We start from the raw sequence: 13,403 nt of genomic DNA on the forward strand, positions 1-13,403 counted from the left end.
GCGACCGCGCGGCGGGGTCGGCGGGGATGAGTTTCCCCGCTTTCTCGCAGATATGAAGCACGATCGCGCCGGATTCGAACATTTCGACCTCGCCGTCGCGCCACGCCGGGACCTGGCCGAACGGCTGGAGCCGGCGGTGCTCGGGCGTCTTGGCGTCGCGGATCAGCACCGCCTCATAAGGCTGGCCGACTTCCTCGCACGCCCAGCGCGGGCGGATATCGCGGACGAAGCCGCGGGCGAACTCCGGCACCCAGCCGAAGGTGACGATCTGGGGTGTCTCAGGCATCTCTCTATTCCTCTCTTATCGTTGGTTTTCAGGCGCTGACCGCGTCGCCGTGGGTCGGCGCCAGCGCCTGCGCGGCGGCGGCCATATCCATGTAGGACGGCTCGAAGACATGGCCGTCGAGATCCTCGAACGCGCGGCCGTACATGAAGCCCAAGTCCTGCTTCTCGCGCGGTTCGCGTCCACCGGCGGCGATCGCCGCCTCGACGATCTCGTCCACCGCTGCCCGGCTGTCGCGCGACAGGGCGAGCAGCACGCCGCTCGTCGTCTTGGCGTCGATGATCTTCTTGTCGGTGAAGGTGGCGTAGAAAGCGTGGTCGAGCAGCATGAACATGATCGTGTCCGACCATTCCATCGCCGACGCCTGCTCGTTGGAGAACATCGGATTCTTCTTCATCCCGATCGCTTCGTAGAAGGCGGTGGCCTTCGCGACATTGGCGACGGGGAGGTTCACGAAGATCATCTTGGCCATTGGAAACGCTCCTTTTCTCGAATCGGTGCTTGCGATTCGTGCACCTGTGAGTTATAAAAAGCAACCATGAAGTTAGAAAAAGTGACTAATCAGAGCAAGGCCACGACGAAACGCTGGTATGACGACGCCTGCGGCACCGCGCTGGCAATGGAGCTGGTCGGCGAGCGCTGGGCGCTGCTGATCGTGCGCGAGCTGATGTTCGGCCCGCGCCGTTTCGGGGAATTGAAGGCCTCGCTGACTGGGATCAGCGCCAATGTGCTGACCCAGCGGCTCGAGGGGTTGGAGCGTGCGCACGTCCTCAAGCGCCGCAAATTGCCGCCGCCGGCCAGCGTCCAGGTCTATGAGCTGACGTCATGGGGCTATGAGGCGGAAGAGGCGATCAAGGCGCTCGGCGCCTGGGCGGCGCGCTCGCCCGATCACGATCCGACGCTGCCGCTGTCGTCGGCGTCGATGATGCTCTCGCTGCGCACGATGATCGACCGGGAAAAAGCGCGCGCGCTGCCGGCGATGACGATCGGCTTCACCTTCGGCCCCGAATCGTTCGTCGGCCGGCTCGCCGACGGCGACCTGCCGATCGTGCGCGGTGAAGGCGCGGCGGAGGTCCATTTCGCGACCACCGCGCGGTTGATGGCCAATATCGTCTACGGCAAATGGCCGATCGAGGAGGCGGAGGCGGAAGGCGCGCTTGTGTTCACCGGCGATCGCGCCAAGGCGCGCGCGTTTATCGATCTGTTCGCGCTTCCGCCCAAGGCAAAGGTTGAATAATCGCGGCAAGCGAGCCTAAGGCGTTCGAGTTACTTCGCGAGGCGCGCATGACCGATATTCCGAACACCCAACCCGACAGCCGCGAGACGACAATTCTCGACGCGCCCGACCGGATGGTGAGCGTGCGCGAGATGTTCGGCATCGACAGCGACATGGAATGCCCCGCGTTCAGCGAGGCGGACGAGCGGGTGCCCGATCTCGATCCGGCTTATGTCTTCGATCCCGATACGACGCTGGCGATCATCGCGGGCTTTGCGCACAACCGCCGCGTGATGGTGCAGGGCTATCACGGCACCGGCAAGTCGAGCCATATCGAGCAGGTCGCGGCGCGGCTGAAATGGCCGTGCATCCGCATCAACCTCGATGCGCATATCAGCCGCATCGACCTCGTCGGACGCGACGCGATCGTGCTGCGCGACGGCCAGCAGGTCACCGAATTCCGCGAAGGGCTGTTGCCCTGGGCGCTGCAGACCCCGACCGCTTTGGTGTTCGACGAATATGACGCCGGGCGCCCCGACGTGATGTTCGTGATCCAGCGCGTGCTGGAGACCGAGGGCAAGCTGACGCTGCTCGACCAGAATCGCGTGATTCGCCCCAACCCGTGGTTCCGGCTGTTCTCGACCGCCAATACGGTCGGGCTCGGCGATACGAGCGGGCTCTATCACGGCACGCAGCAGATCAACCAGGGCCAGATGGACCGCTGGAACATCGTCGTGACCTTGAACTATCTGCCCGCGGCGACCGAGGCGCAGATCGTGCTCGCCAAATCGGGCGAATATGACAAGCCTGACGGCAAGAAGCTGGTCGACGATATGGTCCGCGTCGCGGATCTGACCCGCAAGGGCTTCATCAACGGCGATATCTCCACCGTGATGAGCCCGCGCACGGTGATCACCTGGGCGCAGAATGCGCTGATCTTCGGCGATGTCGGCTTCGCCTTCCGCCTGTCGTTCCTCAACAAATGCGACGAGGCGGAACGGCCGCTGGTGGCGGAATATTACCAGCGCGTGTTCGGCAAGGACCTGCCCGAAAGCGTGGTGGGGAAAGCCTGAGCGGCGGCGGCGATGGCTGAACGCACCCCGCTCGATCTGTTCAAGGACGTGCTCGGCGGCGCGGCGCGTGCGCTGTCCGACGAGCCGGAGATCGAGCTGGCGTTCACCGCCGATGCGCCGAGCCAGTCGGGCAAGCACCTCAAGGTGCCGATGCCGGCGCGCGCATTGCCGGCGGAGCAAGTGGCGGAGGCGCGCGGGTTCGCCGACGGCTTCGCGCTTCGGCTCAAGCACCACGACGCCGCGCTTCACCTGCGCGCCGCGCCGCACGAGGCGGTGGCGCGGGCGGTGTTCGACGCGGTCGAGACGGCGCGTGTCGAGGCGCTGGGAAGCCGCGGTTATGCCGGGATCGCGGACAATCTCGCGACCGCGCTCGACGTCAAATTGCGCGCCGATCCGATCACCCGTGCGCGTACCCGCGAGGAAGTGCCGCTTTCCACCGCCTTGGCGCTGATGGTGCGCGAGCGGCTGACCGGGCGCGAATCACCCGCGCTCGCCGCGCCGGGCCTCGCACTGGTGCGCGAATGGATCGACGACAAGGCCGGGGCCGACCTCGATTCGCTCGCGCTCGCGCTCGACGACCAGCGCGCCTTTCAGAGCCTCGCGCGCAAATTGCTCGAGGACCTCGAACTGGTGCAGGGCGACGAGCTGCCTGAGGACACCGACGACGGCGAGAGCGAGGAGCAGGGCGCCGACGACGAGCAGAATAGCGACGAAGGCCAGGAAGAGGGCGACGGCGGCGAGGGCGAGGCGCAGATCGAGGCGCGCGGCGACCAGCGCGAGGCCGAGGACCAGGACGGCGAAGGCCAGGAAATGAGCGACGACGTCCAGGATATGGACGGCGAGCCGGGCGACGAGGGCGAGGAGGGGATGCAGCCGGTGCGCCCCAACCGGCCGTTCGCCGATCTCACCCCGCATTTCGACTATCGCGTCTGGACCACCGAGTTCGACGAGGTGATCGCCGCGACCGATCTGTGCGACGCCGACGAGCTCGTCCGGCTGCGCGCCTATCTCGATCAGCAGCTCGTCCATCTGCAATCGGTGGTGTCGAAGCTCGCCAACCGGCTCCAGCGCCGGCTGATGGCGCAGCAATCGCGCTCGTGGGATTTCGATCAGGAAGAAGGGCTGCTCGATGCCGCGCGGCTCGCGCGCGTCGTGGTCAGCCCCGATATGTCGCTCTCCTACAAGATCGAGCGCGACACCGAATTCCGCGATACCGTGGTGACCTTGCTGATCGACAATTCGGGGTCGATGCGCGGGCGGCCGATCTCGATCGCGGCGATCTCCGCCGATATCCTCGCACGGACGCTCGAGCGGTGCGGGGTCAAGACCGAGATCCTCGGCTTCACCACCCGTGCGTGGAAGGGCGGGCAGAGCCGCGAGACATGGCTCGCCGCGGGGCGCCCGCCGCAGCCGGGGCGGCTCAACGACATCCGTCACATCGTCTACAAAAAGGCCGACGAGCCGTGGCGGCGCGCGCGCACCTCGCTCGGGCTGATGATGCGCGAAGGGCTGCTCAAGGAGAATATCGACGGCGAGGCGTTGCTCTGGGCACATGCGCGGCTCGTCGCGCGACCCGAGGAGCGGCGCATCCTGATGGTCATCTCGGACGGCGCGCCGGTCGACGATTCGACGCTCAGCGTCAATTCGGGCTCGTATCTCGAACGCCATCTGCGGCAGGTGATCGACTGGATCGAGAAGCGCTCGCCGGTCGAGCTGGCGGCGATCGGCATCGGGCATGATGTGACGCGCTATTACAGCCGCGCGGTGACGATCATGGACGTCGATCAGCTCGGCGGGACGATCATCGAGCAGCTCGCCGCCTTGTTCGACACGCCGTGATCGCGGCGCCCGCCGACGGCTTCGTCGGGCCGGTCAAGCGCTCGATCACGATCGCCGGGCATCAGACTTCGGTCAGCCTCGAACCCCTGTTCTGGCAGGCGCTGGAAGCCGCGGCGGCGGCGCGCAGGCTGCCGCTCAGCGCGCTCGTCGCGGAGATCGACGCGTTGCGCATCGCCCAGCCCGATCCGCCCAACCTCGCCAGCGCACTGCGCAGCTGGCTGTTTGCGACAATTTGCGACAAAACTGAGAATATTTCGCAATAGCGTTGACTCTGCGAACTAGTCTCAATAGCGAGCCCCTCCAAGGGAAGGGGTTCTCATGTCATCCAGTTCGTTCATTGCCTTGTCGTGCGTCGGGTTCATTGCGAGCGCGCCGGCGCTGGCCGAGGCGCCCGCTACCGCCGTCGCCGATGCGCCCGAGGCCGATAGCGATGCCGCGCGCCACAATGACGTGATCGTCACCGGGCGCGACCGGCGCGACGCCAACCCCAAGTTCATCGCCCCGCCGATCGATACCCCGCGCTCGATCATGGTGCTGCCGGCGGAGACGATCCAGCAGACCGGATCGGCCAGCCTCGCCGATGCGTTGCGCACGATCCCCGGCATCACCTTCGGCGCGGCGGAGGGCGGCAACCCGGTCGGTGACCGCCCGTTCATCCGCGGCTTCGACAGCCAGGGCTCGACCTATGTCGACGGGGTGCGCGATTTCGCGGCGCAGAGCCGCGAGGTTTTCGCGGTCGATTCGATCCAGATCGTCCGCGGATCGGATACGACGCTCGGCGGGCGCGGCAATGCCGGGGGGACGATCAACATCATCTCCAAGACCCCGCAGAAGGAAAGCTTCGCCAGCGCGGCGGTGAGCTACGGCAATGCCGATTACACCCGCGTCACCGCCGATGTGAACCAGCGCGTCTCCGATCTGGTCGCGGTGCGCGTCGAGGGGATGTTCCACGATCAGGACGTCGCCGGGCGCGACGCGATCTGGCAGCGCCGCTGGGGCGTCGCGCCGTCGATCACGGTCGGCATCGACTCGCCGACCCGGCTGACCGCCTCTTATTATCATATGGAGAGCAACGAGCTGCCGGATGCCGGCATCCCCTATCTCTATACGATCGGCAATGCGCCGGGGACGGGGACAATCCAGTCGCAGCCCGCGATCGGGCGGATCACCACCGCCACCGGGCAGACGGGCATTGTCGATCGCTCGACCTTCTACGGCCTCAAGGATCGCGATTTCCGCGATACCTCGATCGATCAGGCGACGCTGCGCGCCGAGCATGATTTCGGCGGCATCACGCTGCGCAACACCTCGCGCTTCACGCACAACTGGCAGTCGTACATCATGACCCAGCCGGACGATTCGCAGGGCAATGTCTATAACAGCGGGCAGGTGTGGCGCCGGTCCAACACGCGCTACGGCTATGCCGATTCGATCGTCAACCAGACCGACCTCTACGGGAAGTTCAGGACCGGCGGCATCAAGCACAGCTTCGCGATCGGCGCGGAGTTCGCGTGGGAGAAGGCGCGGCGCGGCACTTATGTTACGCGCGGCTTCGTCAATGCGGCGGGCAACGAATTGCTGTCGAACGGCTCGACGATCACCCCGCGCTGCACCGCGGCGGCGGTGTCGCGGTACAATTGCACCAGCCTGTTCAACCCCAATCCCAACGATCCCTGGGTCAATTACGCCAGCGATACCTCGTCGACCCCGGCGGCGATCTCGCGCAACCTGCCGATCGCCGAGACGCAGAACGACGCCAATACGATCGGTCTCTACGGCTTCGATTCGATCGAGCTGGCCGAGCCGCTGATCCTCAACATCGGCTTGCGCTACGATCGCTTCCACTCGCGGGTGCGCCCCGGTCAGCCGGTCGCGGCGACGCAGGTGATCCAGTTCGAGCGCACCGACGAATTGTTCAACTGGCAGGCGGGCCTCGTCTTCAAGCCGATGCGCGACGTGAGCCTCTATGCAAGCTACGCCACCGCGGCGACCCCGCCCAACAGCCTGCTCGGCGAGGGATCGGAGGGCAATGCGCTGCCGACCACCGTCGCCACCGGCGGGCTGCTCGCGTCGCTCAAGCCGGAAAAGACCAAATCCTATGAGGTCGGCGCCAAGGCGGCGCTGTTCGGCGGGCGGCTCAACCTGTCGCTCGCGGCGTTCCAGACCGACACCGACAACGCCCGCGTCCAGATCGATGCCGATACCGTCCAGTTTATCGGCAAGCGCCGTATCCGCGGCATCGAACTGGGCATCAACGGCGAGATCCTGCCGGGCTGGACGGTGTTCGGCGGCTATACCCATCTCGATCCCAAGATCATTGAGGCGGGCTTCTCCGCGCTGACCGCGCCCGCGCTGAAGGATAACGCCGGCAATACTCTCCAGCCCGCACGGACGGTCTACGTCCCCTCGGTCAGCAACGGCAAGCAGGCGCCGCAGACCGCGCGCGACAGCGTGTCGCTATGGAGCAACCTCGCGGTGACCAAGCGGCTGCAGATCGGCGGCGGGATATTCTATGTCAGCCGGGTCTATGGCGGCTATGCCGACAATCGCGCCGCCACGCAGGATGCCACGGGCAAGGTCACCGTCACCCCCGCGACCAAGGTGCTGGCGCGCTCGGTGCCCGGTTACACAAGGTTCGACGCACGCATCGGCTATGACATCACCGAGCGGGTGAACCTCAGCGTCAACGTCCAGAACCTCACCGACAAGACCTATTTCACCCAGGCCTATGCCTCGCATTATGCGACGATCGCCCCGGGGCGGACGGCATTTGCCACCTTGTCGGTGCGTTACTAACCTCGCGGGCGTGACGACCGCGCCGACCAGCGACCAAATCGCCGCGCGCCTCTCCGCCCCACCGGAGGAGCGTGCGGCGTTCGTGCGTGAGCTCGCCGAGGCGGGGGAGCCCGAGGCGCAAGCGCTGCTCGGCCAGTTGCTGCTCGACGGCAATGGCGTGGCGCGCGACGAGCGCGCCGCCTTTGCGTGGTTCAACCGCGCCGCCGCGCAGCAGCATGTGATGGCGCTCAATATGGTCGGGCGCTGCTACGATCTCGGTTGGGGTGTTCAGGTGGACAAGCCGCGCGCGGCGGCATGCTTCCGCGTCGCCGCGGCGCGCGGTCTGCCCGAGGCGCAATATAATTATGCGACCGCGCTGACTTTGGGCGAGGGCGTCGCGGAGGACAAAGCGGCCGCGCTCGCTTTGTTCGAACAGGCCGCGGCGACGGGCTATGCCAAGGCGATCAACCATGTCGGGAGCTTCGCCGAAGACGGCTGGGGCGGTCCGCGCGATATGGCCAAGGCCGCCGATTGCTACGCCCGCGCGGCGGCGGGCGGCGATTTTCGCGGTTGTTTCAACCACGCGCGGCTGCTCGGCGCGGCGGGCGAGATCGACGAGGCTTTGCTGTGGCTGCGCCGCGCGGGCGAATGGGGCAATGCGCGCTTCGTCGACAAGGCGCTCGACTGGCTCGCCGCGAGCGACATCCCGGGGTTCCGCGACCGCGGCGTCGCGGCGCTGAAGGAGGGGGCAGGGTGCTGATCGCGATTCCCGATGTGCTCGATGCGGGCGAGGTCGCGCGGCTGCGCGGGCTGATCGACGCGGCGGAGTGGATCGACGGCAATGCCACCTCGGGCGCGCAATCGGCGCTCGTCAAGCGCAACCGGCAATTGCCGGAAGACAGCGCCGCCGCGCGCGAGGCGGGGACGCTGGTGCTCGATGCGCTCGGCCGCTCGCCGCTGTTCGTCGCCGCCGCGCTGCCGCTCAAGGTATTTCCGCCCTTGTTCAACCGCTACGAGGGTGGCGAGGCATTCGGCCTGCATGTCGACAATGCGGTGCGCATCAGGCGCGGGAGCGATTTCCGGCTCAGGAGCGATCTTTCCGCGACCCTGTTCCTGTCCGATCCGCGCGATTACGACGGCGGCGAGCTGGTGATCGAGGGGCAGTTCGGCGCGCAGACGGTCAAGCTCCCCGCCGGGCATATGGTGGTCTATCCCGCCTCCAGCCTGCACCGCGTGACCGCGGTGACGCGCGGCGCGCGGGTCGCCTCCTTCTTCTGGATCCAGTCGATGGTGCGCGACGAGGGGGAGCGGCGCATCCTGTTCGATCTCGATCGCTCGGTGCAAGCGCTTGCCACCGACCGCGGGCAGGACGATGCCGAGGTGATCCGGCTCACCGGCATCTATCACAATCTGCTGCGCCGCTGGGCCGACGCTTGATACGGCTATCGGGATTTAGCGAAACACGCGGTTCCCACCTGTTACTCCGTCATGCCGGGCTTGACCCGGCATCAAGGGTCGCAAACGCTGTCGCCCGTTGCCCTGGATGCCGGGTCAAGCCCGGCATGACGGCTGAAGAGCGGTTGGAGCGCTCGCTCAACTGAGTGTTCCCCCGATCCAACCGCAATATGCGATTGACTTGCAATAGCCAACCTGCCAGCGCCAAGTCCATGCGGACGGGGGATTCTCTGTGAACAAGCTGGCGATGCGGCGCATGTGGTTCCAGGTCCATAAGTGGATCGGGCTGCTGTTGGCGGTGGCGATCATCCCGCTGTCGCTCTCCGGCGCGGCGCTGGTGTGGCACGATGCGCTCGATCAGACGGTCAATCCGCAGCGTTACGCGGTCAGCGGCGACAATCTGCTTGCCCCCGAAGCTTATGTCGCGGCCGCGCGCCAGCGACTGACTGCCGGCGAGGCGATCGCGCAGCTCACCCTGCCGGCGGAACATGGCATGCCGGTGGTGGTCGCTGCTGCCCGCCCCGGCAAGACGCAGGCCGGGCCGCCGGCGCGGACGATGGTCTATCTCGATCCGGCGACCGCGCGCGTGCTCGACGTGGCGGACAGCCGCAACGGGCTGGTCCGCACGCTGCACGTGCTCCACGGCAGCCTGTTGCTCCCCGGCGTCGGCCGCACGATCGTCGGCTGGATCGGGGTGGCGATGGCCTTCTCGTGCTTCACCGGTCTGTGGCTGTGGTGGCCGACCGTCGGGCGCTGGGCGCGCGGCCTGCGCTGGCGGCGGCACAATAACACCGACACCAACCTCCATTATCTCACCGGCTTCTGGGTCGCGCTGCCGCTGTTCATACTGTCGCTGACCGGCGCGTGGATCAGCTTCCCGGCGTTCTTCGGCGGGCTGGTGGGCGAGGCGCCGCGCCGTCCGCCGGTGGATCGCTCGGCCAAGCCGCTTGCCGCACCCGCGCTGGCGCTCGGCACGGTGGTCGAGCGCGCGGTGAGCGTCGGCAAGGGCGAGCTGAGAAGCATCACCTGGCCGACCAACAAGCGCGCCGACTGGACACTCGCCTTCGCGCAGGGCGAGCGCACCGCCAATGTGACGGTGGGCGACGACAGCGGCATCGCCGCCGCCGCGCCGCAACGCGGGCCGCAGAACAATGTCGCGCGGTGGATGCGACGGATTCACGACGGCACCGATATGGGCGCGCTGTGGCAGGTGATCATCTTCCTCGGCGGGGTGATCCCCGCATTGCTCGGGGTGACCGGGGTGATCATGTGGTGGCGCGCCCGCGGCTGGAAGGCCGAGCTCAAGCGCCGCCAGCAGGTGGCGCGCGAGACGGCGTTCGCGGCGAAATAATCTCCGTTCGGGCTGAGCTTGTCGAAGCCCTGCACTTTTCTTCAAGGAAGAAGGGCAGCCCTTCGACGAGCTCAGGGCGAACGGAAGGAGAAGGGCCTACGCCTGCTGGATATAATCCCGCATCGCCGCGGCGTCGGCCTCGATCCGCTCGATGCGATATTTCACCAGATCGCCGATCGAGACGATCCCGATCACCCGGCCGTCCTGCACCACCGGCAGATGGCGGATGCGGCGACGGGTCATCAGCGAGAGCGCGCCGAGCACCGAATCGCTCGGGTCGACGGTCACCGCCGGCGCGGTCATCACCTCGGAAACCGCGCGTCGCAATGCCGCGGTGTCGCCGCTGGCGAGCCCGGCGATCACGTCGCGTTCGGAGAACACGCCGACCACCTTGCCGCTTTCGAGCACCGGGACCGCGCCGATGCGGTGCGCGGCGAGCAATGAGATCGCCTCCGCCACCGTATGCGTCGGGCCGACGGACACTACGTCCCGCCCCTTGTTGCCGAGGATCGCCGCGATCGTCATCGTCCCCTCCATTGCTTTGTCGGGGTGGCAGCGTCTCACTTTTCCGGGCTAATGGCAAAGGATGAACGATCAGCCGCCCGGTCTCGACGATCCCGATTACGCACGGTTCGCGTGGCGCCGCTTTCGCCGCATCCTCACCTGGGTCGGCGTGGTCGGGCTGATCGCCGCGCTCGTCTCGGTCTGGGCGCTGGGGCGGATCTACGGCCCGCTCGGCTGGGTCGCGACGCTGGCGACGATCGGCGGGGTGGTCGGCACCGTGCTGATGGCCGGGGCGCTGATGGGGCTGAGCTTCCTCAGCTCGGGCACCGGGCATGACGAAATCGTCGATCGGCGCCAGGATCACGAAGACTGAAAAAAAGGCCGGCCACGCGATCCGCGGGGCCGGCCCTTTTTGTCGTTTCGCTGCCGCGCGGCTCAGCTCGCGCTGGCCTCCGCATCGGCGGTGCGCCGGCGACGGGTGCGCGGCTTGGGCGCCTCGATCGGTTCGCCCTCGCTGGCGATCACGCCTTCGGGCGGCACCGCGAGTGCGGGGGGCAGGCGATCGGCGATCGCATCGCTGCCCTCGGGGGCTGCGACACGCCGCGGACGGCCGCGGCGCGGCTTGGGCGCTTCGGCCGCTTCTGCGGCATCCGGCTCGGCCGCCACCGGCGCGGAGGCTGCTTCCTCGCTCACCGCCTCGGCCTCGACCGGGCGGCGATTGTCGTCGCGGCGGTTGAAGCGGCGCTCATCACGGCGGTTGTCGTCGCGACGGTCGTCGCGGCGATCATGGCCGTTGCGCTCCTCGCGCGCCTCGCGGCGATTGTCGTCGCGCGGCTGCTCGTCGGCGCGGATCGCGTCGCTCTCGTCGCCGAAATCGTCGTCGAGGTCGAAATCGTCGCGCGGGCGGCGATCGCGGCTCTGGTTCTGCTCCTCGAAGCGACCGCGCTGATCGGCCAGCACGCGGAAATAGTGATCGGCGAACTGGAGATAATATTCGGTGTTGACGCGATCGCCCGAAAGCTGCGCGTCGCGGGCCATGTTGCGATATTTCTCAAGCAACTGGGCGGCGTTGCCGCGCGCACGACTGTCGATCCGGTTGCCGCTGTCGCGCTGACCCTGACCGCCACCACCGGGCGAACGCTGACCACCACCGCGGCCGCGACGACGGCCGCCGCCACCCTGTCGATTATTGATCAAATTACTGTCCTCGTCCTCGAACCCAAATTGGCTCTATTCCCGAAACAGGCGCCGGACGTGCCGGTGCAACATTCCCGGCCCGGTGCGAGGCGAATCATCGCCCGAACCAGGCCTGCCATTGGCCGCCGGACTACAGCGGCTTATGACGAAGATTGGGCAACCTGCCCGATATCAACTACTTGAGCTGATCTAGCGTGCCCCTGTGGGCCTCTTAGCCGGTACAGGGGGTTTCTCAAAGCGAAATGTGTGTGCTCGGCCCGCCGGATTCAAGGCGTGACGACTAGGCAACGGTCCCGCCCGGCAAGATCGCGGCGCAGTGTGACATCGCAGCCAACGGCGCGGAACAATGCGGCGGCGCTCGCGCCCTGATCGGCGCCGATTTCGATACACGCAACGCCTCCCGGTGCAATCTGGCGGCCAAGTAGCGGGGCAAGCGCGCGATAATCGTCGAGCCCATCCGCCCCGGCGAACAGCGCGCTCGCGGGTTCATAGTCCGCCACCTCGCGCGGGAGGCTGGCGGCGTCGGCGATATAGGGGGGGTTGCACAGCACGAGATCGAATGCCTCGCCGGTGCCTTCCCAGCCCCCGCCGGCGATCGTCGCGCGGCCGGGGGCGATACGCGCGGCATTGGCGGCGGCGATCGCCAGCGCGGCGGGCGAGGCGTCCAGCCCGATCCCGCTCGCCGCGGGCCATTGGTCGAGTGCGGCGAGCAGCAACGCGCCCGATCCGGTGCCCAGATCGAGCACGCGCTTCGGCCCGGCGCTTCCCGTGAAATGCGCCACCGCCGCCTCGATCAGCGTCTCGCTGTCGGCGCGCGGGATCAGCACGCCGGGCGCGACGTCGAGGTCGACCGTCCAGAAGGCGCGGGTGCCGGTGAGATAGGCGACCGGCTCGTGCCGCGCGCGACGCTCGACCAGCGCGGCGAAGGCGGGCGGGGCGATGTGATCGCCGAGCGTCAGCAACAGCCGCTCGCGGGTGATGCCGAGCGCGTGGGCAAGGAGCAGTTCGGCGTCGAGCCGCGGGGTGGCGGAGAAGGAAAAGCGCGCGGCGGCCTCGGCCAGCGCGGCGCGGGCGGAGATCGGCACTAGCCCCTCCCCTTCAGGGGAGGGGAGTCAGGCGGCATCCAACGTCGCCAGCCGCTCCGCCTCATCCTCGGCGATCAGCGCGCCGAGCAATTCGTCCATATCGCCGGCAAGAATCTCCGGCAGGCGGTGGAGCGTCAGGTTGATGCGGTGGTCGGTCACCCGGCCCTGCGGGAAATTATAGGTGCGGATACGTTCCGACCGATCGCCCGATCCGACCATCGACTTGCGCGCGCCGGCGCGCTCGGCCTGGAGCCGCTCGCGTTCCATCTCATAGAGCCGGGTACGCAGCACCTTGAGCGCCTTGGCCTTGTTCTTGTGCTGCGACTTCTCGTCCTGCTGGATCACGGTCAGCCCGGTCGGCAGATGGACGATGCGCACCGCCGAATCGGTGGTGTTGACCGATTGGCCGCCCGGCCCCGACGAACGATAGACGTCGATCCGCAGATCCTTGTCGTCGATCTGCACGTCGACCTCCTCCGCCTCGGGCAGCACCGCGACGGTGGCGGCGGAAGTGTGGATACGCCCGCCGCTTTCGGTGACCGGTACGCGCTGGACGCGATGCACCCCGCTCTCGAACTTGAGCCGCGCGAACACCCCCTGGCCGGTGACCGAGGCGACGACTTCC

15 protein-coding genes are annotated in these 13,403 nt (G+C 67.4%); 9 read left to right on the plus strand and 6 right to left on the minus strand.

Translation table 11 applies throughout. The features are described from left to right. Nucleotides 1-286: glutathione S-transferase N-terminal domain-containing protein (locus BGN95_RS19780; RefSeq protein WP_286773770.1), on the minus strand; the 286-nt coding region annotated here is incomplete at its 3' end. A gap of 28 nt (nucleotides 287-314) precedes the next feature. Next, nucleotides 315-755 (minus strand): VOC family protein, encoded by a 441-nt coding sequence (locus tag BGN95_RS19785; protein WP_179513111.1) that lies wholly within the window; start codon nucleotides 753-755, stop codon nucleotides 315-317. A gap of 66 nt (nucleotides 756-821) precedes the next feature. Between BGN95_RS19785 and BGN95_RS19790 the strand changes: the two genes are divergently transcribed. The 8 genes from BGN95_RS19790 to BGN95_RS19825 all read left to right on the plus strand — a co-directional run bounded on the left by BGN95_RS19790 (nucleotide 822) and on the right by BGN95_RS19825 (nucleotide 9,992). After that, a complete protein-coding gene (locus BGN95_RS19790) occupies nucleotides 822-1,520 on the plus strand; it encodes a winged helix-turn-helix transcriptional regulator (protein WP_286773771.1) in 699 nt (232 codons plus the stop codon). A 47-nt stretch (nucleotides 1,521-1,567) separates the two neighbouring features. Next, a complete protein-coding gene (cobS, locus tag BGN95_RS19795; protein ID WP_179513113.1) occupies nucleotides 1,568-2,572 on the plus strand; it encodes a cobaltochelatase subunit CobS in 1,005 nt (334 codons plus the stop codon). 12 nt (nucleotides 2,573-2,584) lie between these two features. After that, nucleotides 2,585-4,411, plus strand: coding sequence for a cobaltochelatase subunit CobT (cobT, locus tag BGN95_RS19800; protein WP_286773772.1), 1,827 nt, complete (start codon nucleotides 2,585-2,587; stop codon nucleotides 4,409-4,411). Further along, entirely contained in the window at nucleotides 4,408-4,674 is a 267-nt protein-coding gene (locus BGN95_RS19805; RefSeq protein WP_179513115.1) for a ribbon-helix-helix domain-containing protein, read from the plus strand. The genes cobT and BGN95_RS19805 overlap by 4 nt, the downstream gene beginning before the upstream one ends. 55 nt (nucleotides 4,675-4,729) lie before the next feature. After that, nucleotides 4,730-7,207 carry a TonB-dependent receptor gene (locus tag BGN95_RS19810; RefSeq protein ID WP_265313583.1) on the plus strand — a complete coding sequence of 826 codons (2,478 nt, stop codon included), beginning with the start codon at nucleotides 4,730-4,732 and terminating at the stop codon, nucleotides 7,205-7,207. Between the two features lie 10 nt (nucleotides 7,208-7,217). Next, nucleotides 7,218-7,946, plus strand: coding sequence for a tetratricopeptide repeat protein (locus tag BGN95_RS19815; RefSeq protein ID WP_265268746.1), 729 nt, complete (start codon nucleotides 7,218-7,220; stop codon nucleotides 7,944-7,946). Beyond that, a complete protein-coding gene (locus BGN95_RS19820) occupies nucleotides 7,940-8,623 on the plus strand; it encodes a Fe2+-dependent dioxygenase (RefSeq protein WP_265268745.1) in 684 nt (227 codons plus the stop codon). Before BGN95_RS19815 ends, BGN95_RS19820 begins: the two co-directional genes overlap by 7 nt. Before the next feature lie 250 nt (nucleotides 8,624-8,873). After that, the gene (locus BGN95_RS19825; protein ID WP_286773773.1) at nucleotides 8,874-9,992 is read left to right on the plus strand and encodes a PepSY-associated TM helix domain-containing protein; all 1,119 of its coding nucleotides are present in this window, start codon (nucleotides 8,874-8,876) and stop codon (nucleotides 9,990-9,992) included. 96 nt (nucleotides 9,993-10,088) lie between these two features. Here the strand turns inward: BGN95_RS19825 and BGN95_RS19830 are convergent, their stop codons facing one another. Beyond that, nucleotides 10,089-10,517 carry a CBS domain-containing protein gene (locus BGN95_RS19830; RefSeq protein ID WP_179513120.1) on the minus strand — a complete coding sequence of 143 codons (429 nt, stop codon included), beginning with the start codon at nucleotides 10,515-10,517 and terminating at the stop codon, nucleotides 10,089-10,091. Nucleotides 10,518-10,578: 61 nt separating this feature from the next. On the opposite strand from BGN95_RS19830, the gene BGN95_RS19835 reads away from it, so the two are divergent. After that, entirely contained in the window at nucleotides 10,579-10,869 is a 291-nt protein-coding gene (locus BGN95_RS19835; RefSeq protein ID WP_286773774.1) for a hypothetical protein, read from the plus strand. Between the two features lie 62 nt (nucleotides 10,870-10,931). Here the strand turns inward: BGN95_RS19835 and BGN95_RS19840 are convergent, their stop codons facing one another. The 3 genes from BGN95_RS19840 to BGN95_RS19850 form a co-directional block, all read right to left on the minus strand. Beyond that, nucleotides 10,932-11,693, minus strand: coding sequence for a DUF4167 domain-containing protein (locus BGN95_RS19840; protein ID WP_179513122.1), 762 nt, complete (start codon nucleotides 11,691-11,693; stop codon nucleotides 10,932-10,934). A 266-nt stretch (nucleotides 11,694-11,959) separates the two neighbouring features. Beyond that, nucleotides 11,960-12,772, minus strand: a complete 813-nt coding sequence (gene prmC / locus BGN95_RS19845; protein WP_502688328.1) for a peptide chain release factor N(5)-glutamine methyltransferase — start codon at nucleotides 12,770-12,772, stop codon at nucleotides 11,960-11,962. A gap of 33 nt (nucleotides 12,773-12,805) precedes the next feature. Continuing rightward, nucleotides 12,806-13,403: peptide chain release factor 1 (locus BGN95_RS19850; protein ID WP_286773776.1), on the minus strand; the 598-nt coding region annotated here is incomplete at its 5' end.

The organism is Sphingomonas sp. 66-10, assembly GCF_001897045.1.
In the GTDB taxonomy this organism is placed as follows: Bacteria; Pseudomonadota; Alphaproteobacteria; order Sphingomonadales; family Sphingomonadaceae; genus Sphingomonas; species Sphingomonas lycopersici.